The sequence below is a fragment of the Flavobacterium ginsengisoli genome (assembly GCF_029625315.1).
GTDB classification, from domain to species: domain Bacteria; phylum Bacteroidota; class Bacteroidia; order Flavobacteriales; family Flavobacteriaceae; genus Flavobacterium; species Flavobacterium ginsengisoli.
In genome coordinates, this window is sequence record NZ_CP121110.1 from 3,315,339 (window position 1) to 3,338,046 (window position 22,708).

Below are 22,708 nucleotides of genomic sequence, written 5' to 3' on the forward strand. Positions count from 1 at the left end.
TATTTTAAACAAAAAAATAAATTAGGATTACACTTAAAAATTGGAATCCTAAATCAAAAAGATAAAAATGAATACATTAATAGCTATAACAGGATTGGGTATTTTCTGCCTATTGTTTGAAATTCTTAATTTAAGAAAGGCCATTGTTCCTATTACCATTTTGGGTTTAATAGGTGTTTTGGCTCTTAATTACTGTGAATTTGGAACAGAACAAAGTTATTACAACAATATGATAGCAGTGAGCAAGTTTTCTACAGCTTTTTCATCATTGTTTATCGTTTTGACTATATTCCTTGTAGCATTAAGTCATAATTTTTACCACAATCACCCAACGAAAATTTCAGATTATGTGGCAATTAAAGTTTTCTTACTAGCTGGTGCTGTAGCAATGGTTTCTTTTGGAAACTTAGCAATGTTCTTTTTAGGAATTGAAATCTTATCTATTGCTTTATATGTACTTGCTGCAAGCGATCGTTTAAATATCAAAAGCAATGAGGCTGGTATGAAATATTTCTTAATGGGTTCTTTCGCTTCAGGAATTATCTTATTCGGAATCTGTTTGATTTACGGTGCAATGGGAAGTTTTGACATTAGTGACATTCACGAAAGTGCCCTTTCTGCAGAGTTACCAATATGGTTTCCAATTGGAATGATTTTAATGGTTGTTGGAATGTTATTTAAAGTAGTCGCAGTTCCTTTCCACTTCTGGGCTCCAGACGTTTACGAAGGTTCTCCTGCTTTAACTACAGCTTTAATGAGTACTTTAGCAAAAGTAGTCGCAATTGCAACTCTATTCAAGTTGGTTTCTGGTATGAACTTAATTCCTTCATTAGACAACCAAGACCTTCTACATACATTTGAAGTTATCGTAGTTATTATTTCTATTGCGTCTATGTCTGTTGGTAATATTATGGCATTAAGACAAGTAAACGTAAAACGTATGCTTGCTTTCTCTGGAATCTCTCACGCAGGTTTCATGTTAATGACATTATTAACTGTTTCAGCTTCTGCTGGAGTTTTATTATACTACACTGCTGCTTATGCATTAGCTGGTATAGCTGCTTTTAGTGTAATTTTATATGTTTGTAGAGATCATGACAATGAAGATATTACAAATTTCCACGGTTTAGGAAAAACAAATCCGCTATTGGCTGCAGTTCTTACAGCTTCATTATTATCAATGGCCGGAATTCCTATTTTCTCTGGATTTTTTGCTAAGTTATTTTTATTCAACCAAACTATTCAAGCAGGATACATTGGTTTAGTAATTGTTGCTGTAATTAATTCTATCATAAGTGTTGGATACTATTTCAAACTAATCATAGCAATGTATTCTAAAGAACCAAATCAAGAAAGAACAGGAAGACCATTCCTTATTTATGCTACAGCTGTGGTGTCAATTGTTTTAAATATTGCTTTAGGTTTATTTCCATCATTAGTTTTAGACTTATTGAAATAAAATTATTTCTTTAAAAAATACTCAAAAATCCATTAAATCAGTTTTAATGGATTTTTTTATGCCTTAAATTAAGAACAGAAATTCATGTTAAAAATTTCTTCTAGACAATTGCACTTCAAAAAATCTCCATATATTTGAGTTCAATTAAATGTATTAAATTATGAACTTTAATTCAAAAAATCCATTTTTAAACAGTAAGCGTTTTTCGTCTAATGCTGAACCAAGAACAGAAGTACACCACGCTCAGATTATTGATTACAATCAAGAAATGACGGTGTCTGGAACAATCAACAAAACAGCAATCCTATTCCTAATCTTATGCGGAGCTGCTATGGTGACATGGTGGATGACTTTTAACGGAATAAACCCAATGCTTCCAACAATTGGAGGTGCAATTGTTGGTTTCATTTTAGTATTAGTTTCTTCATTCAAACCACAATTATCTCCTTACCTAGCTCCAGGATATGCATTATTTGAAGGATTATTCATAGGAGGTATTTCTGCAATATTTGAATTAAAATTTCCTGGAATCGTAATCAATGCAGTTGGCGCAACTCTTGTTACTTTCTTGGTTTGTTTAGGTTTATATAAATTTAGAATCGTAAAAGTTACAGAACAATTCAAATCTGTTGTTGTTGTCGCAACATTGGCTATTGCTACTTATTATTTAATTTCTTGGGTTGTATCAATGTTTACAAGCTGGACACCTGTTCATTACGGAAATTCTATGATGAGTATTGGTATTAGTGTTTTTGTTATCATCATAGTCTGCTCTTAACCTTTTCTTAGATTTTGATTTAATTGAAAAAGGCGCAAGAGAAAAAATGCCAAAATTTATGGAATGGTATGGAGCAATGGGATTGATGATTACATTAGTTTGGTTGTATATTGAATTCTTAAGACTTTTATCAAAACTTTCTAGCAAAGACTAAATAAGTCTCTTTTAAATAATCTAAAGCCTTTTTGAGTAAAATCAGAAAGGCTTTTTTTTATACTTATAGATTGCTTTTTCGCAAAATTAGGTTTAAAACTTCTAAGAATAATCTGTTATTCAAAACCAAAAAATAATTTATTTCTTACAAAAATAAAAATGTAATTTATTGTAATTAAAAAAAATTATAAATCTTCTATATTCTACCCGTTTAAAGATAGAAATAATCAAAAGCTAGAAAAACACGGCTTTTCTCAAGAAATCAAAACATGTAATAAATTACAATTTATGCAATTTGTTGCATTTTTAACATTTAAAAAGCTAAAAAAATAAAGTATATTATTTTTTTAGCTAAAAAAAATAAAGAATTAAGAATTAATATATAATTTCGTGTAATCGATTACAATTAAACCACTTGAAGTCGAAAGTAAAACCACTTACTTATTATTAACTATCTTAAACAAAACAATTATGAAAAAAAACCTACTTTTCATGACTGTCTTTCTCATGACAGTTCAATTATGGGCCCAAACTATCCAAATTAATGAAGCTTCTGGCTGGCTAGAATCGGCTTTTGTAAAATGGCAACCGGTTAGTGGCGCCCAGACTTACAATGTGTATTACACTGGTAACGGATTTACAGATCAGAAAATAGACGACCAACTTATTAGAAGTTATGGTTCTTATTTCCGTGCTGACATTCCGGGACTTAAAGCCGGAACTTACACTGTAAAAGTAAAACCTGTTGTAAATGGGACAGAAGGAACTGGAGCTACAACAGGAAATCTAACTGTAACCGCACACGACAGAAACGGATTTGCTTTTGAAGGTGGTCGTGTTCCTGGAGGATACAAAGCAGACGGAACGCCTAAAGACAATGCTGTAATTTTGTACATTACCCAAAATACGAAAAACACAATTTCAATGAATATTACTGGTGCAAGTGCTAATCCTTGTATTGGTTTACAAAATATTCTTTACGCTATCAAAAAAGGAAAAGACACTCGCCCATTTATTATCCGTCTAATTGGAAATATTACAGATATGACTATTATGGAAGGTGGCGATGTTGTTATTGAAAACTCCAACAATGCTTCAAGCTATGTTACAATCGAAGGTATTGGCGATGACGCTGTAGCAAACGGGTGGGGAGTTAGATTGAAATCGGCTTCAAATATAGAAGTAAACAATCTTGGATTTATGAACTGCGACAGTACTGCAGGTGATAACGTGGGAATGCAGCAAAGCAATGATCACGTTTGGGTTCATAACTGTGATTTATTTTATGGAAATGCAGGAAGCGATGCTGACCAAATAAAAGGCGATGGAGCATTAGATAATAAATCTTCAACTTACATTACAATGTCTTACAACCACTTTTGGGATAATGGAAAAGCAAGTCTTCTTGGTTTAAGCGAAGGAACAACTTCTGGTTTGTACGTAACTTATCACCACAACTGGTTTGACCACTCAGATTCTCGTCATCCACGCGTGCGTTATTATTCAGCACATATTTACAACAACTATTATGATGGAGTTGCTAAATATGGAGCGGGCTCAACTATGGGCTCATCACTTTTTGTTGAAGGAAATTACTTTAGAAACAGTAAACATCCAATGCTAACTTCTCTACAAGGTTCTGACATTTGGGATGAAACCAACCAAGTAAATAATGCAGGAACAATGGGAACATTCTCTGGCGAAGCTGGAGGAAGCATCAAAGCTTATAACAATACATTTGATGCTTCAAACGGAACAAACAACATGCGTTTTGTTGCTTACAATGATCCAAATCCGTTATACAATATCTCTGGAAAAATTAGCTCTACAACCGATTTTGATGCTTATGTAGCAAGCACAAGAAGCGAAGTTGTAAGTAGTTCTGTAAAATCTAAATCTGGTGCAAATACTTATAACAACTTTGATACAGATGCTAATTTATATGTGAAAAATTTAGTAATTGATACTCCAGCTGCAGCGAAAACAAAAACAACGCAATATGCAGGACGTGTTTCTGGAGGAGATTTAAAATGGTCGTTCAATAATGCTACAGATGATACTTCTTCTTTAGTTATTACAGCATTAAAAACAACACTTACAAATTACACAGGAACTTTAGTTGCTGTACAAGGCGAAGGAAATCCACCTGCTGGAACACAGACTTTAACTTTAACATCTGCTTCAAACAACAATCAAACCGTTGTAAGCGGAACAGCAATTTCTTCCATCGTATTTACATGGGGCGGAGATGCAACTGATGCAGCCGTAACTGGATTGCCTGCTTCTGGATTGACTTTTGTAAAAAATACTACAGCTAAAACGATAACTATTTCGGGTACGCCAACTGCAACAGTTTCGTACTCCATTGCAACTTCTGGAACTAGTGGTTCCCCAGCTACTGGTTCTGGAACTGTAACAGTAACTCCAGCTGGAACACAAACATTAGCTTCATCTGGCAATAACAGCCAAACTGTTTCTTCTGGAACTGCTATTGCTTTGATTGTATTTACTTGGGGCGGAAATGCTACAGATGCATCTGTAACTGGATTACCAGCTTCTGGATTGTCTTTTGTAAAAAATACAACTGCAAAAACGATAACTATTACTGGAACTCCAACTGCAAATGTTTCTTATACGGTAACCACTTCAGGAACAGCTGGAACACCAGTATCTGCATCGGGAACCATAACAGTTACTACAGGCTCGGGTGGCGGATCTGAATTACATAATTTTACTACATCTGGTAAAACAAGTACATTCTACTCTATTACAGGAAATATGAATTCAACTCCAGGTTCTGTAACTTACAATGGACTAACACTTACTGAGCGTCTAAAAATCGAATCAAGCACATCTATAACGTATACGACAACTAGCGCGTCTACTTTAACTTTAGTATTTGATTCGAGTTTTAATGGAACTATTAAAGTAGATAATGTTTCGTATACAGCCTCAGCTGGTATTGTAACTGCTTCAATAGCTGCTGGTTCTCATACCATAACAAAAGGTTCTGTTGCTAATTTATTCTATATTAGCACTGTTTATGGCGGAACGACTCTAAAAATGGTCGCGATCGCCGAGACAACAACCATAGAAACTTCAAAAATAATTTTATATCCCAATCCAGTTTCAAGTACTTTATATTTATCAGATTCCGAACAGAAGGTACAAAAAGTACTTATTTACAATGTTTCTGGAAATCTAGTAATTACTTCTGGAAATTCTCAAAGTATTGATACAAGCAGTTTAATTCCTGGTACTTACCTAGCCAAAATTTATACTGTCGATGGGTCATTTAACCAAACACTAATTAAAAAGTAAAAACTAACTTAACTTAAAAAGGCTTCCAAAATTGGAAGCCTTTTTTTCAAATATTATGAACTACAAATCAAATTTAATTCCCTGCGCAAGCGGAAGATTTGTTGTATAATTGATTGTATTAGTTTGACGTCTCATGTAAATTTTCCAAGCATCAGATCCAGACTCACGACCACCTCCTGTTTCTTTTTCACCTCCAAAAGCACCTCCAATTTCAGCACCAGAAGTTCCTATGTTTACGTTTGCGATTCCGCAATCAGAACCTGTTGCAGATAAAAATCTTTCGGCTTCACGTAAGTTATTCGTCATAATTGCAGAAGATAATCCTTGTGCAACTCCATTTTGAATTTCTATCGCATTTTCTACTTCGCCAGAATATTTAATTAAATATAAAACTGGAGCAAAAGTTTCATGCTGTACAATTTCAAACGAATTTTTAGCTTCTGCAATTGCAGGTTTTACATAACAGCCGCTTTCATAACCTTCACCAGATAATACTCCTCCTTCTACAAGGATTTTTCCACCTTCGGCTACTACTTTATTTAATGCTGCGGCATACATTTCTACAGCATGAGTATCAATTAGTGGTCCAACATGATTCTTTTCGTCAAGCGGATTTCCGATTCTTAACTGTTTATAAGTCGCAACCAAAGCATCTTTCACTTTATCATAAATACTTTCGTGAATAATCAGTCTTCTAGTAGAAGTACATCTTTGTCCAGCAGTTCCAACAGCGCCAAAAACAGCACCAATAACAGTCATTTTAATATCTGCGTCTGGAGTAACAATAATTGCATTATTTCCTCCTAACTCTAACAATGATTTCCCTAACCTTCCTGCAACAGTTTGCGCTACAATTTTCCCCATTCTAGTTGAACCTGTTGCCGAAATAAGCGGAATGCGAGTATCTGCTGTCAACAACTCTCCTATTTTATAATCTCCGTTTATTAAACACGAAATTCCTTCTGGAAGATTGTTTTCTTTTATAACTTGAGCAATTATATTTTGGCAGGCAATACCGCAAAGAGGTGTTTTTTCAGATGGCTTCCAAACACAGACATCACCAGAAATCCAAGCTAAAGCTGTGTTCCAAGACCAAACTGCAACTGGAAAATTAAATGCTGAAATGATTCCGACAATTCCAAGCGGATGATATTGTTCATACATTCTATGTCCTGGTCTTTCAGAATGCATTGTTAATCCGTGAAGTTGGCGCGATAAACCTACTGCAAAATCACAGATATCTATCATTTCCTGAACTTCACCATATCCTTCTTGCAATGATTTCCCCATTTCGTAAGAAACCAACTTACCAAGAGCCTCTTTATTTTGTCTTAATTTTTCTCCAAATTGGCGTACAATTTCACCACGTTGTGGAGCAGGAATTAATCTAAATGTTTTAAAAGCTTCTGCTGCGGTTTGAATTGCTTTTTCGTAATCTGCTGCCGTTGACATTTTTACCGAAGCAATTAATTTTCCATCAACTGGCGAATAACTTTCCAAAATTTCTCCAGAAGAAAAATTGTTAATTCCTGTTGATGTTCCTTCATTTATTGTCTTGATGCCCAATTTATCAAGAGCTTCCTTCATTCCAAATTGCGATGCTATTGTTGTCATTGTAACTTTTTTGGTTAAAATTGTTATATTTTTATGTAAAGATATTGTTTTAGAATTAATTTTTGATTGAAGTTAATTCATAAATGAACGTAAATTTAAGCTTATTTTATAGTATTAACAGAAACGAAACTTCAATATTGAATTTATTTAATGAAATTTGCAGTACTTAAAATTAAAAATATGACCCATTCTTTTAGGCTTCTGCTTTGTTTTCTCTTAATTTCAACAAATATATTCTCTCAAAAAGGAAAAAGTTCTTTTTCTGTAGTTCCATTAGGCGTAATGGGTGGTATTGACGAAAAAAATCTTTCTGCTTATTTAATCGCTCCAGCCAACACAACTGATTATATCTGCCTTGATGCTGGAACTGTAAACGCCGGAATTGAAAAAGCTATTGAGAAGAAAACTTTTAAAGTTTCTACAAGTGAAGTTTTACGAAAATACATCAAAGGATATTTAATTTCACACGCACATTTAGATCATGTTTCTGGTTTGATAATTAATTCTCCAGCCGATTCTTCGAAAACAGTTTATGCTACAAATAAATGCATGGAAATGATGGAAAACCATTATTTCAACGATCAGACTTGGGCTAACTTTGGAGACGCAGGACCAGGATTTCCTTTAAAAAAATACCATTTTCAGACTTTAAATTTGGGAGAAGAAACTTCTTTGACGAATACCAAAATGGCAGTTAAAGCATTTTCGTTAAGCCATGTTAATCCGTTTGAGAGTACTGCTTTCTTAATTAAAAATGAAAATGATTACGCTTTATATTTAGGCGACACAGGACCAGATGAAGTAGAAAAAAGTAATAATCTCCGTGATTTATGGACCGCAGTTGCTCCATTGGTTAAAGCCAAACAATTGAAAGGAATTTTTATTGAAGTTTCTTTTCCAAATGAGCAACCAGATAAATTCTTGTTTGGTCATTTGACTCCAAATTATTTAATAAAAGAACTTCATATTCTAGAGGATTTAGCTGGAAAAGGTTCTCTTGAAAACTTTAAAATTATCATCACACATTTGAAACCGCCTGCAAAGAATATTGCGAAAATTAAAGAGCAGTTAAAAGCTCAAAATGATTTAGGATTGAAAATTATTTATCCTGAGCAGGGGAAAAAGTTTGAATTGTAGTTTTATTTTGCCACAGATTCTAAGGATTAAAAGGATTTATTTTAATTTCTAAATACAAAACATAATTAAACCCGACGAGTTTTTAAAACCTGTCGGGTTTTCTATTTCTATAAATATTATTTCTTAGCCGTGAATCTCGGATCAGTTTCCATAACAGTTCCGCAATTATCGCAGGTTCTTAAATCTTCTGAATTGTAGAAGTGTTCAAAATGAGGAAGGAAATCTTTTTCGATATTATGAAGTTCAAAATACACTTCGTACAGTTTATGATTGCAGTTATCGCAATGCCAAAGCAAACCATCTGTAAAACCTTGTCCAGCACGTTTTCTTTCGATCACAAGTCCGATAGAACCTTCTGAACGAACAGGAGAATGAGGCACTTTTGCAGGATGCAGATACATATCGCCTGCATTTAATTCCATTTCTTTACGTTGACCATCTTCCTGAATGACAACCTTGATATTTCCTTCTAACTGATAAAAAAGTTCTTCTGTTTCGTTATAATGGTAATCTTTTCGCGCATTGGGACCTGCAACAATCATTACAATATAATCTCCAGAATCAACATATAAGTTTTTATTTCCAACAGGCGGTTTAAGTAAATGACGGTTTTCGTCAATCCATTGCGTCAGGTTAAAAGGTTTTGCTATAGCCATTTTTATTCAAAATTTATGAAAAGCTAAGGTAGTGAAAAGTATTCAGTCTCAGTTGCAGTTTTCAGCCAGAGTAATCAGTCTCTGCAAAACTGAAAACTGCAACTGAGACTGAATACTTATTTAAATTCTTTTATCAAATAAATATAAACCGGAAGATGATCACTAAAACCAGCTTCCGCCAAAGTGTTCCGCAACGGATAACCTTTGTATTGCCCCGAATTTTGAATAAGATAAGGTCTGCTGAAAATACCCGATTTCCAAAAATTAAAAGTTGAAAAATCCGATTTAATTAAGGATTCTGTCATGATAATTTGATCAAAAATATTCCAAGAATCACGATAAGCAATAGTTCCTAAACCTTTATTGGCAAGCTCTTCAAACGGATTAAAAACTCCAAATTCCGAAACTTCAGCTTTTATTCCTTTTGCACCTAGTCCTGATTTTATGCTTTTGTTTGATGGTGAATCATTAAAATCTCCCATTGTTAATACTTTTGCCTGAGGATTAATCCTTTGCAAAGAATCAATAATTTTCCTGTTCAATTTTCCCGCTGCTTCCCGAAATAAACTAGTTGCCTTTTCTCCGCCTGATCTCGATGGCCAGTGATTGACAATAATATGTATTTCTTCATCCTCTAAAAATCCCGAAACCAAAAGTTGATCTCTTGTAAAAACTCGATTTTTATTTTCTTTCTTAACCTCTATTTCGTCATCTAAAATTTCTGTTTCTTCTTCTTTTTTAGGAATTTCTTTTCTATAAATAATTAAAGGAATATTCGAATAAGAAGTTGGTCTGAAATACTTTTTCTGATAAAGTAGCGCCACATCGATACCACGCTTATCTGGAGAATCAAAATGAATGATTCCTAAATCCAACGGCTGTAATTTTGGCTCTTTTATCAAATCTTCTAAAACTGCTCTATTTTCTATTTCTGCTCCCCCAATTAAAGTTGGCGCATTTGAATTATCTGGTGTTCCAATTTCAGATAAAACCCTCGCCAAGTTCTTTAGTTTCTGCTGGTATTTCTCTGTTGTCCAATGCTGCGCTCCATTTGGTGTCCATTCATCATCATTTGTGAATGCATCATCTACAGTATCATAAAAGTTTTCAAAATTGTAAAAAGCAACTGTATGTATTTTGTACTTTTTGGATTGGCTAAAAAGGACTGACGTTCCAAAAAGAAAAAGCAGACAAAATCTAAATTTTAAAGGCATATATAAGATTTTAAAAAGACAAATCTAACTAAAAAATGTAAGATTTTTACTTAAATAAAATTTCAAAATATTACATTTGTTTCTTGTAAAAGTCTTGTACCTTGCTCAAAAAATCTGATAATTTATAACATGAAAAAAATACTGTTTTTTACTTTCTTCTTAAGCTCTTTAAATACATTTTACGGACAGAAAAACAGTTCTCGAGCAGAGGAAATTAGAAAACAATACAAAATTCCAGAACTGGCTTATGCAGTTGTTTCTTCAGATTCTATACTTGAAATTGATGCTTTAGGATTTCAACGTTACAAGTCTTCTCATAAAGCAAAAATTAATGATATATTCCGTTTAGGATCCATCACAAAAACGATCACAAGTTATATCGCGACGACTTTAGTTAAAGAAGGGAAGATAAAATGGGATACCAAATTCTTTGATTTGTATCCTGAATTAAAAGCAGAAAGTAATCCAGAAATCTATAACATAACCTTGCAAGATTTCTTGACATTTAGAGCGCCAATTCCAACTTGGTCTTATGGAAATGAAACGCCAAATCAACAAGAAATTAAGGGCAACAATCAGGAACAACGTTATGAATTTATAAGTTGGTTTTTTAAGCAAAAACAAATTGTTACTGAGAAACAAGATTGGTATGGTTCTAATCCAAGTTTTGTTGCGGCAGGTTTGATGCTCGAAAAAGCAACTGGAAAAAGTTATGAAACTTTAGTAAAAGAATTGGGCAAAAAGCTAAACATAAACTTTGGTTTTGGACAGCCAAACGTTACTGATGTAAACCAGCCATGGGGACATGATGAGAATTTGAAGCCTGAAAAACCATTTGTAAATTATAAATTAAATTGGCTTTCATCAGCAGGAAATATTAATGTAAACCTCCCTGATTTTTGCAAATTTACACAGATGCGACTACAAGGTTTGTTAGGGAAATCAAAAGTATTGTCTGAAGAAGAATTTAATAAAATGCATTTCGGTTTTCCAGAATTTTCTTTTGGATGGTATTCTGAAATAAATGAAAATTCAGGTTTAAAATATTCTTTTCATTATGGAAATCCAGGAACATTTTTAACCAAAGTGTATATTTGCAAAGACATCAATAAGGCTTTTATATTATTTGCTAATGTGCAATCTGAAGAAGCTGACAAAGGCTTAATGTTGCTTTTATCTGAGCTTCAAAAACAATATGGAGGTTAAATTGATAAACCTTAAAAATTAATTTTATAATTTTAAGCAAAAGAAAAAAATGAATAAAAACTGCTTTCACTATATAAAGAGACACTTTGTCTTTTGTAAACTCGCATTTCTTATTTTTGCTTTACAATCATTCAACTGTCAATCTCAACAAAACATGATAACACCGCCTTATTTACAAAAAGGAGATACTGTCGCACTTTTGGCAACAGCAAGAAAAAACATCGACGATAACTTAAAACCAACAATAGATTTATTGCACAGCTGGGGTTTAGAAGCCGTTATCGGGTCAACAATTGGTTTAGATTATCATCAATTGGCTGGAACAGATGAACAGAGAGTCGCCGATTTTCAGAAACAAATGGACAATCCAAATATTAAAGCCATTTGGTGCGTTCGTGGCGGATATGGCACTGTTAGAATGTTAGATTTACTAGATTTTACGAAATTTAAACAGCATCCAAAATGGGTTATTGGTTTTAGTGATGTAACGGTTCTTCATAATCATTTGAATACAATGGGTTACAAATCTATTCATGGTATTATGCCAGTAACAGTCCCTAGAGCAACTCCAGATGCTGTGAGCTCGTTAAAAGCCGCTTTATTTAACGAACCTATTTCCTACTCTATTAGTCCAAATTCGATGAATCGTTTAGGAAGTGCTACTGGAGAATTAGTTGGAGGGAATTTATCTATTTTATACAGTTTATTAGGATCTCCTTCTGCAATTGACTGCAAGGATAAAATTTTATTTATCGAAGATTTGGATGAATATCTGTATCACATCGACCGTATGATGATGAATCTAAGACGTAACGGATGTATCGAAAATCTAAAAGGAATTATCATTGGCGGAATGACAAGCATGAAAGACAATGAAGTGCCTTGGGGTAAAAATGCTTTAGAAATTATTGATGATGTAACCAAAAAATACAATATTCCAGTAATTTTTAATTTCCCAGCTGGCCATATTAGAGACAACAGAGCTTTAATTATGGGAAATACTGTTTCTATAGAAGTTACTGCTTCTGGAAGTACGGTTACTTTTAAAAAATAATACCGTCAAGCTCCTTATTTAAGGAAATCTAACAATACCACATAAAATCTCGCAGAGACGCGAAGTCGCAAAGTTTTAATATTCTTTGTGGCTTCGCGTCTTTACTTGCAAAAAACATGAAACTATTATCCACTTTTCAACAACCTGAAACTTGAAACAAAAAAACAAATCATATGGCAGAACATAACGATTTAGGAAAATTAGGTGAAGATCTCGCAACGGATTATTTGGAAGAAAATGGATATTCAATTCTAGAACGAAACTTTGTTATCCAAAAGGCAGAAATAGATATAATTGCACAAAAAGATAATGTTTTGGCGATTGTTGAAGTTAAAACTCGTTCGAGTTTAGATTTTGGTTCTCCGCAAGATTTTGTGAAGCAAAAAAAGATTCAATTACTCATAAAAGCAGTAAATGCCTACATAAACGATAGGGAAAAGGATTTTCAGGAAGATTTAGAAATCCGTTTTGACATCGTTGCCATCCATAAAAATGGGGAATCATTTGCAATTGAACATCTTACTGACGCTTTTTATCACTTTTAACATAATTTTTTATTGTTATAATTGTAACAATTTGTTTTTTTATTTATATTTGCAAAGAATTATAACATCGCAATGTTAAATTAACTACCAACTCAACTGTTACCAAAAAAAAAAGAATTATGAAAACTGTTTCTTCTATTGTAGAAAACTACATTAAAACAAAACCATTTTTATTAAATGCCCTGTCACTTGGAATTATCAACCTAACATCACTTTCGCGAAATATTATGACCGAATTAGAAAGTGAGTTTGGCAAAGAAGTAAAACAAGGCGCTGTTGTAATGTCTTTAAAACGACTGACGGAAGAACTAGATTTTAAACTAAATCACAAAATCAATAAAGTAATTAAAAACATTGGTGAAATCACGGTTCGCTCTGAACTTACAGATTACACTTTTGCAAGCATCTGAAACTGTTTTAAACAAACAAGCAGATTTGATCTCTGATATTAATGCTTTGTCTGATATTTTTTATACCTCATCTCGTGGAGTAAACGAAACTAATATCGTTGTCAGCAGTAGTGTAAATCACTTAGTTGAGAAACATTTTATGAGAGAAAAATTAATCCAAAAATTAGATAATTTAGCTTCTATCACAGTAAAATTACCAAAAGAAAACATTGTTGTTCCTGGTATTTACTACTTCATTTTCCAACGTTTGGCTTGGGAAGGAATCATCATCAACGAGGTAATTTCAACTTCAAATGAGTTTACCATTTTAGTTGGAGAAGATCAAGTTGATGTTGCTTTTAAAGTAATTAAAGACTTAAAAAACTAATTTAGAAAATATCTAATTTAAAAATCAAATTAGAGTTTATAACACTAAAATCCTTTTGTCTTCTATAGATAAAAGGATTTTTCTTTTGAAATAAAATGAGATAAAAGACCAAATTTCATATTTCGTAGATAAGAATATTCTCAAAAGTCAAATTCATAATTAAAATTTATTTTGCAATAGCGTCAAAATAACACTTACTAGTGCGACTGCGACTTAACAAGAGTTTTTGTTTCTTTCTTTAAAAAACTAACAAAAAATCCGAATTAAGTTTTTTTATATATAATTTGTTGCGAATATTATTTTTATATATTTGCGATGAAGTCAGACATCAGACCTCGCATTTTGATAGTTTAATACCATTGGAATTAAATAAACGCAAATTAAATTGTTAGAAGCGGCCAACCATAGTGAAAAATTATTGGTAAGTGAACTCAAAAAAGGAAACGAAAAAGCCTTTCGCCAACTTTTTGATTTATTCCACCAAGATATTTATGGATATAGCATCAGTCTTCTAAAATCAAAAGAAGGCTGCAGAGGAAAATGTACAGGATGTTTTTTTGAAAGTCTGGCTCAATCGCGAAAGTTTGAATGTAGAACAATCTTTTAAATCCTACATTTTTACAATTGCCAGAAATCAGGCTTTTAATGTTTTGAATAAGGCTGCGAATGAAATTTTATTGAAAGAAGCCGTTTTCTACGAAAGTCAGAAATCACATGAATACGGAGATTATGCTATCCGGGAAGCCGATTGCAAAAAACTTCGAAAACAAGCTATGAAACAGCTCCCGCCCAAACGACGGCAGATTTTTAAAATGTCGCGGAAGAAAGGAATGAGCTACGAAGAAATAAGCGAGGAACTCGGAATCTCGATAAATACAGTCCGGAACCAAATGAGTAAAGCGCTCGAATCGATGCGCGGTTTTTTTCAACTTCACGATGAAATTATCTAACCAAAACCACAAATATTGCCCTTAAAATCACTCTTCGGAGTGATTTTTTTTTGATTATTTTTTTGCCACAGATTTAAAGGATTTTCACAGATTTTTTTTTTAATCTGAAATGAGAAGAATTTCAACGTATTAAAATCCTTTTAATCTTTTTAATCTGTGGCAAAAAAAAATCTATTGCCTCCAGCTTTAGCTGGAGGTTTATGAGAAATTAAGATTTAGGCTTTAGCCAAAATTATCTCATTTGGCTAAAGCCATAATTTGACACTAATTTTTTTAAACCTCCAGCTAAAGCTAGAGGCAATTGAAATTATTTTCGAAAATTATTTCACTCTTTTCTTATTCACAAAACACTAACAATCAAACACATAAAAAACACAAAATGTTAAAATTTAAAAATTTATAACGTTTGAGTAGTACTCAATTGCATCTCAGCTGTATTATAGAAACACAGAACCTAAAAACATTCTTAATGAATTCAAATTCTGAAATAAAAACGCTTTTAGAGAAGTTTATTTTAAATCAATGTACTGCCGAAGAAACAGAGCAAGTTGTTGCCTATTACCGCAATAACAACCTTACCGATGAATTTCCGACAGTAGAGGAAGTAAAAAATCTCTTAGGCGAAATGCCAAAAATGGATGAGCAGAAAGCCAATTTAATTTTTGACAGCATTTTATCTACAGCAAAAGACCAAGAAACAATTATCAAATTAGAACCTCAAAAATCAAATTACAGAAAGTACATTTCTATTGTCGCTTCTGTTTTGGTTCTTCTTGGAGTTGGATTTGCTTACAAACAAGGTTTTTTTAGTAAAACTGCAGATGTCCCGTTCGATTTTAAAAGTTCTGACATTGTTCTTCAAATGGAAGATGGTAGCGTTCAGATTATTTCTGAAAATGGAAAAGTTCAAGTTCATGACAAAAACGGAAATATTGTCGGGAATCAAAGTGGTGATAAATTGGTTTACCAAAATCAAACTAATTCTGATAAATTGGCTTACAACACTCTTAAAATTCCGTTTGGCAAAAAATTTCGCCTACAATTATCTGACGGAACTATGGTTCATATAAACTCTGGCTCTACTTTAAAATATCCGATAAAATTTATTGCTGGAGAAAATCGTCAAGTATATCTTGATGGAGAAGCTTTTTTTGATGTGGCAAAAGATAAAAAACACCCTTTTATTGTAAATGCTGACAACTTAAATGTACGCGTTTTAGGAACACATTTTAATGTTTCTAATTATCCTGAAGATGCCGTTACCGATGTAGTTTTAGTTGAAGGCTCTGTTGGAATGTATCGCTCAAACGAAGAATTTGACGCTTCTAAAAATACCATTTTAAAACCGGGTTATAAAGGAAGCTTCAACAAAGAAAATGCTTCAATCTTTACCAGACAGGTTATTACAGAAATTTATACTTCTTGGATAGATGGCGGACTTACTTTTAGAAATATGACTTTCAAAAACATTATTACTAAACTAGAAAGACGCTACAACGTAACGATCATTAATAAAAATGAAAAACTGGCTAATGAGAAATTTAATGCCAGCTTTAAAGAAGAATCAATTGAAAATGTTATGAGTTATTTTAATGACGTTCATGGCATTAATTACACCATAAAAAACGATCAAATACTAATTAAATAACCACTAAAACCAATACTATATATGATGAGATAACATTACGGGAATAAAAAAATCGGAAAGAGTCGCGAACAATTTCCGATTAACTAAGTGATTGAATATAACGAATTAACTACAATCAATTAACAAAATTATGAAAAAAAAATCTAAGAATAATGGGTTTCTATACTCATTGTTCCAAAATGACCTAAAATTGAAATTAACTACACTACTTATTTTGGTCGCCATGTTTAATATCAAAGCAAGTACTTATGCCCAAAAAACAAAAGTTACTCTTGATTTGAACAATTCAACAATCGAAAAGGTTATTGAGACCATTGAACAAAAAACGGATTTCAGATTTATTTACAAAATGAGTGATGTCGACTTAGATCGAACGGTTTCGATTTCTGTAAAAGAACAATCGATCTATACTGTTTTGGATAAAATTTTTAAAGGAACGTTTACTGAATTTAAAATTCGTGACACGCAAATTATCCTTAAAAAGCCAGAACTAAAATCACAAAATATTGAATATGAAAAAGAAACTATTTCTGGAATTATTACTGACGAAAATGGTGCTCCACTTCCTGGTGCATCTATTTTAGAAGAAGGCACAAAAAACAGCACTGTAACTGATTATGATGGTAAATTTAAATTTATTGTCGAAAGCAGTTCTTCTGTGATTGTAATAAGTTTTGTAGGATATAAAACAAAAAAAGTTGCCGCTGGTAATGGTACTTTAAATGTTCAACTGGAACCAGATGCAACAAATTTACAAGAAGTTGTATTGGTAGGTTACGGTACCGCAGCTCGTAAAGATGTTACGGGAGCAGTATCTTCTATCAATTCAAAAGATATGAATCAAGGAGCAATTGTAAATCCATTACAATTGATTTCGGGAAAAGCTGCGGGTGTAAATATCAATCAAATTGGTAGTGAGCCAGGAGGTGCTCCGAGTGTGCGTATTAGAGGTATTTCTTCTCTTATTGGGGGAAACGATCCTTTAGTTGTTGTAGATGGAATTCAGGGAAACTTAGACTTATTAAGTCAGATTCCACCAACTGAAATCGAAAATATCGATATCTTAAAAGATGCATCGGCAACAGCTATTTATGGTTCTAGAGGTGCTTCTGGTGTAATTATGGTTACTACTAAAAAAAATAAAGCAGGCAAAACTACTATAGAATACATCGGAAATACTTCTATTGATTTTATCCCAAAAAAATTGGATATGCTAGATGCAAATCAATGGTGGGAAGCTGCACAAAAAGTTGGTGTTCCTGCATCTGCAAATCATGGTTCTGACACAGATTGGTATGGTCTTTTGACTAAAACTGGAGTAACTCAAAACCATACTTTGTCTTTTGGCGGTGGTGCTGATAAATTTAGTTATAGAGCCTCAATTAGTGCAATTTTGCAAGATGGGGTTGTAATTAACTCAAACAATAAAAAATACATTGCCCGTGTTCAGGCATCACAAACTGCCTTAGACGGAAAATTAAAACTGACTTATAATTTAAACAACGGAACCGATTTTACAACATCTAGTATTCAATCTATCGGACGTGTAAATTATGTTTCTAACTTAATTACAAATGCATATTTAATGCGCCCAACTGATCCTGTTTTTAATACTGACGGAACGTATTTTACAGATCCAAACGTTTTTCAATACTTAAATCCATACGCTGCGCAACAGGAAATTATAAATGAGTCTGAGGCTGATAATTTATTTGGAAGTTTAAAAGCTGACTTAGATTTATTTGACGGATTAACAGCTGGATGGTTTGGAAGCTGGAGAAAAACCAATAAAACTATAGGTTTTTATGATCCTGCAAAATCTACAGATTCGCACGCAATTGATCAAAAAGGCTTTGCTAATATCACAGATAGCAGACAAAATGAAAAATTGATGGATATTAGCCTGAATTACAAAAAGACTTTTGGTCTTCACAGCCTTAATGTTTTGGCTTTGTACGAATGGCAAAAACAATTATACCAAGATAATTATTCTCAAATAAGAGGTTTTATTAACGACATAACAACTTATAATAGTCTACAGCTTGGAGATTTCTCTAAAGTTCTTCCTGGAGATATGAAATCGTCTAAGTCAGACAGAACTTTAGTTTCTTTCTTAAATCGTATTAACTACTCTTATGCCGATCGTTATTTATTTACGGCAAGTTTAAGAAAAGATGGTGCTTCTGTTTTTGGATCTAATCAAAAATGGGGATATTTCCCTTCTGCTTCTGTAGCTTGGCAAGTAACTAAGGAGTCATTCATGGCAAACCAAACACTATTTAATGAGCTTAAATTACGTGCAGGATATGGAGTTACAGGAAATCAGCAAAATTTATTGCCGCAAGGTTCAATTGCATTAGTCGGACTTGGAGATCCTTCAACAATTTATTTTGGAGGTCAGCAAATCACAAACTTTTTTCCAAGTCAAAATGCAAATCCTGATTTGAAATGGGAAACAAAAAAACAAACCAACATTGGTCTTGACTTTGCTTTGTTAGAAAGTAGACTACGAGGAACTATCGATGTTTATACTTCTACAACTGATAATTTATTATTTGATTATACAGTACCTCAGCCTCCATATCCTTACAATAAAATTAAGGCAAACGTAGGAAGTATTTTGAATAAAGGTCTTGAGGTTTCTCTTGCTTATGATGTAATTAAAAATGAAAATACAACTCTTACACTTGCAGGAAACGTTTCGCTAATAAAAAACGAAGTGCTTAATTTAAGCGGAAGCATCAATGGAGTTCCTTTAAACACAGATTATGTTGCTTGGGGAGCAAATGGCGCTAACTCTTATTTAATAAAAGGACAGCCTGTTGGAACTTACAATATTTTACATCATACGGGTGTAGATGCTGCAGGAATTGAAACTGTTGAAGATCGTGATGGAAATGGTATAATTGATCAAGGTGACAGAAGCCCAGATAGAGTTATTAGCGGATCTGCATTACCAAAATATACTTATGCATTTAATCCAACTTTTGTTCATAAAAATTTTGATGCTTCAATGTTGTGGAGAGGTTCGGGAGGAAATAAAATCTATAACCAAGTACGTGCCAACATAAGCCGTCTTGAAAATATTGGTAAATCTAACATTTTAGCAAGTGCTGTAGACGAAGGTATTTATTCTTCTCCTTATGCCTCAGATATGTATTTAGAAGATGGTTCATTCTTACGTCTAGAAAATGTTACTGCTGGATATAATTTTCGTTTCACAGATGTTAAATACATCGAATCTGTTAGAATCTCACTTACTGGAAACAATCTTTTACTTATTACCAACTATTCTGGTATAGACCCAGAGGTAACTTTGAGTGGAAGTGGAAAACCTGAGGACAACTTTGGTGCAGATAGAGGAATTTATCCTCGTACAAGAAGTATCGCTATAGGTTTAAATGTAAAATTTAAATAGTAAAAGAAATGAAAATCAAAAATATATTAATACTAGGGAGTTTAACTTTCCTGTCTCTTGTTGGTTGCACCAATATTGATGAAAATGTGTACGATAAATACCCTCAGAACGATTTTTATAATTCACCCGAAGGTGCTGATGTTGCCCTTGCCAGTGTTTATGGTCAAATTGGAGGAAATTGGGATGGAAAGGGTTATGCTGGAGCTGATAACGGCTGGTACGATTTAAACTGTATGTCGGCAGATGAACAAGTTATTCCGCATAGAAATACAGGCGATTGGCAGTTAGATTTTGCTCGTGTTTACATGCATCAATGGCTTCCAACAGATTTAATGGTAAACAATACTTGGAATTGGCTTTACAAATCTATTTTCAGTCGCCAATTTAGCTGTTTCTCAACTGGAAACCGCCAAAGCAGATGCTTCAAAGATTGCAGAAGCTAAAGTATTGCGCGCTTTTTTCTATTATTTATTAATGGACGATTACGGAAACATTCCTTTCTACACAGACAATAACACAACCGTAGATAAAATTCCGCAAGTGAGTCGTAAAGAAGTTTATGATTTCATAGTAAAAGAATTGACCGAAAACGTAGAATTGCTTTCTGGAACAAAAGGAGGAAATTATTACGGGCGTTTCAATAAATGGGCTGCTTATACCTTATTAGCAAAAGTATACTTAAATGCAGAAGTTTATACAGGACAAGCAAAATGGGCTGAGTGTTTAGTCGCTTGTCAAAAGGTTTCTGAAGGAAACTTTAATCTTCACCCTGCATCAAACAATGCCTCAAGTCCGCTTGGAAATACGTATTATGAATTGTTTGGCGATGTGCTACCAGATGACGAAACTATCCTTTCTATATACACTACTGTAGATGTTGTGTCTAGAAATATTTTTACTGTTAGAAGTTTATACGGTCCTCACTGCCAAGCTCTTTTTGGATACAGCGGATGGAATGGTACAATTGTTCCAAAAGATTTTTATCTAAAATATACTGACAATGATATTCGTAAAAAACAATTCTTAATAGGAGAACAACCAGGTGGAACAAACTATACTCTTGATATAAGTTCATTGGATAATCCTGGAGCTGGTGCGCAAGAAGGTGTTCGTAACGTTAAATTCTACCCAGCAACCCCAAGAAACGGCGGAGGAGCATCAAACGACTTCCCTATTTACAGATATGCAGATGTTCTTTTAATGATGGCAGAATGTAATGTTCGTTTAAATAATCCTGCCGCTGCAAAACCATCTATCGATGCTGTTAGACAACGTGCTGGTTTAGGCGCTTTGGATAATGTGCCAACTCTAACTGATATTTATAACGAAAGAGGATTAGAATTGAACTGGGAAGGTCACAGAAGACAAGATATGATTCGTTTTGGTACCTTTTTATCTGCAAAACAATTCATGGAAAGTTCAGAAGAATATAGAAAAATATATCCTATTCCAACTTCGGCTTTAAATGCTAATCCAAGTCTTAAACAAAATCCAGGTTACTAATTAAAAGTACTTGATATGAAATTGCCGTTCCTCAAAAATAAATTCAATAAAAGAAGTTCGGCAGTCTCATGGTACTTTAAAACAAATAATAACTACATATGAAAAAATATATAAATAGATTATTTGCACTTACAGCCTTGCTTATTGTTGGAGCTGCTTGTGAAAATGATGCCGAATTGACCTATCTAAAAGATGTTCAGTTCCCATCTGAAATAAAAATTACACCAAGTACCACTTTTGTGCTTCTGGAAGACAATGCAGATACAGATGCAATTACCATTTCTTGGGATAAAGTTACTTTTCCTATTGAAGCGCCTGTAACATATGCAGTACAATTTGATGTTCCTTCAGATATAACAGGCTCAAATGCATGGCTAAACGCAACTCGTATTGAAGTAGGACAAGATGTTTTGACTAAGACTTTTTCAGTTAGAGATTTCAATAAAATTGCAACAGATTTAGGTTTGCCTGCAGATAAAGCCAACAAACTTATTGTGCGTGTTGAAGCTCAAATGGATAGAAAAGTTTTTTCAAAAAATGTTGAATTAACCATTACTCCTTACGAAAAAGCAATTGTTTTTGGCGAAATTTACATGCCAGGTTCTTACCAAGGCGAATGGAATGTTGAAACTGCTTCTGTTTTAACTGCTATTGAAAAAGGCGTTTACCAAGGTTATGCATCAGTTCTTCCAGGTTATGGAACAGGATTTAAAGTAAATACTGCTAGAAACTGGGAAGAATTTTATGGTTCTAGTGGTGGCGATAACATCCAGAAAATGAATACAACAGACTTACAAATGCCTGGCGAAGGTTCTTATCAAATTAAAGTAAATCTTAATACTTTAAAATGGTCAGCAACAGCTTATGCTTGGGGAATTGTTGGAACAGCTCAAACTGGTGGATGGGATAACAGCACACCGATGAGCTATGACCATCAGACAAAAACATGGAAAGTAACAGCAGATTTGGTTCCTGGAGCATTAAAATTCAGATTGAACAACAAATGGGATGTTAATTACGGACCAAAAGATGCTACAACAAATACAATTAATCGTGACGATCAAGGTTCTTATACCATTACCGAAGCGGGAACTTACGACGTTACATTCACGATTGATGAAACAGATCCAAACACAAATGGCTATCCTGCAACAGCAACTTGCACTATAGTTAAAAAATAATCTAACATATTCATACATGATAGATTAGTTTTGAGTGATACCTGCCTTTCTGAGCAAAAGGCAGGTTATCTAAAAACTAAAGCTCAAATTCTAT

At 33.4% G+C, this 22,708-nt stretch carries 15 protein-coding genes and 2 pseudogenes; 14 read left to right on the top strand and 3 right to left on the bottom strand.

Annotated elements, in window-relative coordinates; translation table 11 throughout:
• The first annotated feature begins 67 nt into the window (after nucleotides 1-67).
• The 3 genes and pseudogenes from P5P87_RS15475 (at nucleotide 68) to P5P87_RS15485 (ending at nucleotide 5,711) form a co-directional block, all read left to right on the top strand.
• A complete protein-coding gene (locus P5P87_RS15475; RefSeq protein ID WP_278019848.1) occupies nucleotides 68-1,459 on the top strand; it encodes an NADH-quinone oxidoreductase subunit N in 1,392 nt (463 codons plus the stop codon).
• Between the two features lie 160 nt (nucleotides 1,460-1,619).
• Nucleotides 1,620-2,391: pseudogene (locus P5P87_RS15480) on the top strand (Bax inhibitor-1/YccA family protein).
• A gap of 470 nt (nucleotides 2,392-2,861) precedes the next feature.
• The gene (locus P5P87_RS15485; protein WP_278019849.1) at nucleotides 2,862-5,711 is read left to right on the top strand and encodes a pectate lyase family protein; all 2,850 of its coding nucleotides are present in this window, start codon (nucleotides 2,862-2,864) and stop codon (nucleotides 5,709-5,711) included.
• 60 nt (nucleotides 5,712-5,771) lie between these two features.
• On the opposite strand, the gene amaB is transcribed toward P5P87_RS15485, so the two are convergent.
• Nucleotides 5,772-7,325, bottom strand: coding sequence for an L-piperidine-6-carboxylate dehydrogenase (gene amaB / locus P5P87_RS15490; protein WP_278019850.1), 1,554 nt, complete (start codon nucleotides 7,323-7,325; stop codon nucleotides 5,772-5,774).
• Nucleotides 7,326-7,505: 180 nt separating this feature from the next.
• Between amaB and P5P87_RS15495 the strand changes: the two genes are divergently transcribed.
• The gene (locus P5P87_RS15495) at nucleotides 7,506-8,462 is read left to right on the top strand and encodes an MBL fold metallo-hydrolase (RefSeq protein ID WP_278019851.1); all 957 of its coding nucleotides are present in this window, start codon (nucleotides 7,506-7,508) and stop codon (nucleotides 8,460-8,462) included.
• A gap of 116 nt (nucleotides 8,463-8,578) precedes the next feature.
• Here P5P87_RS15495 and P5P87_RS15500 read toward each other — a convergent pair whose 3' ends face one another.
• Together P5P87_RS15500 and P5P87_RS15505 are read right to left on the bottom strand one after the other, a co-directional pair.
• Nucleotides 8,579-9,118, bottom strand: a complete 540-nt coding sequence (locus P5P87_RS15500) for a 3-hydroxyanthranilate 3,4-dioxygenase (RefSeq protein ID WP_177211340.1) — start codon at nucleotides 9,116-9,118, stop codon at nucleotides 8,579-8,581.
• A 116-nt stretch (nucleotides 9,119-9,234) separates the two neighbouring features.
• The gene (locus tag P5P87_RS15505) at nucleotides 9,235-10,332 is read right to left on the bottom strand and encodes an endonuclease/exonuclease/phosphatase family protein (protein WP_278019852.1); all 1,098 of its coding nucleotides are present in this window, start codon (nucleotides 10,330-10,332) and stop codon (nucleotides 9,235-9,237) included.
• Nucleotides 10,333-10,461: 129 nt separating this feature from the next.
• Here P5P87_RS15505 and P5P87_RS15510 point away from each other — a divergent pair, with 129 nt between their 5' ends.
• The 10 genes and pseudogenes from P5P87_RS15510 to P5P87_RS15555 all read left to right on the top strand — a co-directional run bounded on the left by P5P87_RS15510 (nucleotide 10,462) and on the right by P5P87_RS15555 (nucleotide 22,614).
• Nucleotides 10,462-11,538: a serine hydrolase domain-containing protein gene (locus P5P87_RS15510; protein ID WP_278019853.1), complete on the top strand. Its 1,077-nt coding sequence runs from the start codon at nucleotides 10,462-10,464 to the stop codon at nucleotides 11,536-11,538.
• Between the two features lie 154 nt (nucleotides 11,539-11,692).
• A complete protein-coding gene (locus tag P5P87_RS15515) occupies nucleotides 11,693-12,592 on the top strand; it encodes a S66 peptidase family protein (protein WP_278019854.1) in 900 nt (299 codons plus the stop codon).
• Nucleotides 12,593-12,765: 173 nt separating this feature from the next.
• Nucleotides 12,766-13,137, top strand: coding sequence for a YraN family protein (locus P5P87_RS15520; RefSeq protein WP_278019855.1), 372 nt, complete (start codon nucleotides 12,766-12,768; stop codon nucleotides 13,135-13,137).
• A 119-nt stretch (nucleotides 13,138-13,256) separates the two neighbouring features.
• Nucleotides 13,257-13,914 (top strand): annotated as a pseudogene (locus P5P87_RS15525) (aspartate kinase).
• A gap of 557 nt (nucleotides 13,915-14,471) precedes the next feature.
• Complete coding sequence (locus P5P87_RS15530) at nucleotides 14,472-14,864, top strand: sigma-70 family RNA polymerase sigma factor (protein ID WP_278019856.1); 393 nt, start codon at nucleotides 14,472-14,474, stop codon at nucleotides 14,862-14,864.
• A gap of 469 nt (nucleotides 14,865-15,333) precedes the next feature.
• Entirely contained in the window at nucleotides 15,334-16,512 is a 1,179-nt protein-coding gene (locus P5P87_RS15535; protein ID WP_278019857.1) for a FecR family protein, read from the top strand.
• 190 nt (nucleotides 16,513-16,702) lie between these two features.
• A complete protein-coding gene (locus tag P5P87_RS15540) occupies nucleotides 16,703-19,930 on the top strand; it encodes a SusC/RagA family TonB-linked outer membrane protein (RefSeq protein WP_233074019.1) in 3,228 nt (1,075 codons plus the stop codon).
• 8 nt (nucleotides 19,931-19,938) lie between these two features.
• Nucleotides 19,939-20,373 carry a hypothetical protein gene (locus P5P87_RS15545; protein WP_278019858.1) on the top strand — a complete coding sequence of 145 codons (435 nt, stop codon included), beginning with the start codon at nucleotides 19,939-19,941 and terminating at the stop codon, nucleotides 20,371-20,373.
• Entirely contained in the window at nucleotides 20,360-21,433 is a 1,074-nt protein-coding gene (locus P5P87_RS15550; RefSeq protein WP_278022802.1) for a RagB/SusD family nutrient uptake outer membrane protein, read from the top strand. The genes P5P87_RS15545 and P5P87_RS15550 overlap by 14 nt, the downstream gene beginning before the upstream one ends.
• A 98-nt stretch (nucleotides 21,434-21,531) precedes the next feature.
• The gene (locus P5P87_RS15555; RefSeq protein ID WP_198854897.1) at nucleotides 21,532-22,614 is read left to right on the top strand and encodes a SusE domain-containing protein; all 1,083 of its coding nucleotides are present in this window, start codon (nucleotides 21,532-21,534) and stop codon (nucleotides 22,612-22,614) included.
• Nucleotides 22,615-22,708 lie beyond the last annotated feature (94 nt).

Excerpts from the sequence above, each read along its gene's own strand:
- P5P87_RS15535 (WP_278019857.1), top strand. The coding sequence starts at position 15,334 with ATGAATTCAAATTCTGAAATAAAAACGCTTTTAGAGAAGTTTATTTTA.
- P5P87_RS15505 (WP_278019852.1), bottom strand. The coding sequence starts at position 10,332 with ATGCCTTTAAAATTTAGATTTTGTCTGCTTTTTCTTTTTGGAACGTCA.
- P5P87_RS15555 (WP_198854897.1), top strand. The coding sequence starts at position 21,532 with ATGAAAAAATATATAAATAGATTATTTGCACTTACAGCCTTGCTTATT.
- amaB (WP_278019850.1), bottom strand. The coding sequence starts at position 7,325 with ATGACAACAATAGCATCGCAATTTGGAATGAAGGAAGCTCTTGATAAA.
- P5P87_RS15495 (WP_278019851.1), top strand. The coding sequence starts at position 7,506 with ATGACCCATTCTTTTAGGCTTCTGCTTTGTTTTCTCTTAATTTCAACA.
- P5P87_RS15545 (WP_278019858.1), top strand. The coding sequence starts at position 19,939 with ATGAAAATCAAAAATATATTAATACTAGGGAGTTTAACTTTCCTGTCT.
- P5P87_RS15500 (WP_177211340.1), bottom strand. The coding sequence starts at position 9,118 with ATGGCTATAGCAAAACCTTTTAACCTGACGCAATGGATTGACGAAAAC.
- P5P87_RS15475 (WP_278019848.1), top strand. The coding sequence starts at position 68 with ATGAATACATTAATAGCTATAACAGGATTGGGTATTTTCTGCCTATTG.
- P5P87_RS15520 (WP_278019855.1), top strand. The coding sequence starts at position 12,766 with ATGGCAGAACATAACGATTTAGGAAAATTAGGTGAAGATCTCGCAACG.
- P5P87_RS15485 (WP_278019849.1), top strand. The coding sequence starts at position 2,862 with ATGAAAAAAAACCTACTTTTCATGACTGTCTTTCTCATGACAGTTCAA.
- P5P87_RS15515 (WP_278019854.1), top strand. The coding sequence starts at position 11,693 with ATGATAACACCGCCTTATTTACAAAAAGGAGATACTGTCGCACTTTTG.
- P5P87_RS15510 (WP_278019853.1), top strand. The coding sequence starts at position 10,462 with ATGAAAAAAATACTGTTTTTTACTTTCTTCTTAAGCTCTTTAAATACA.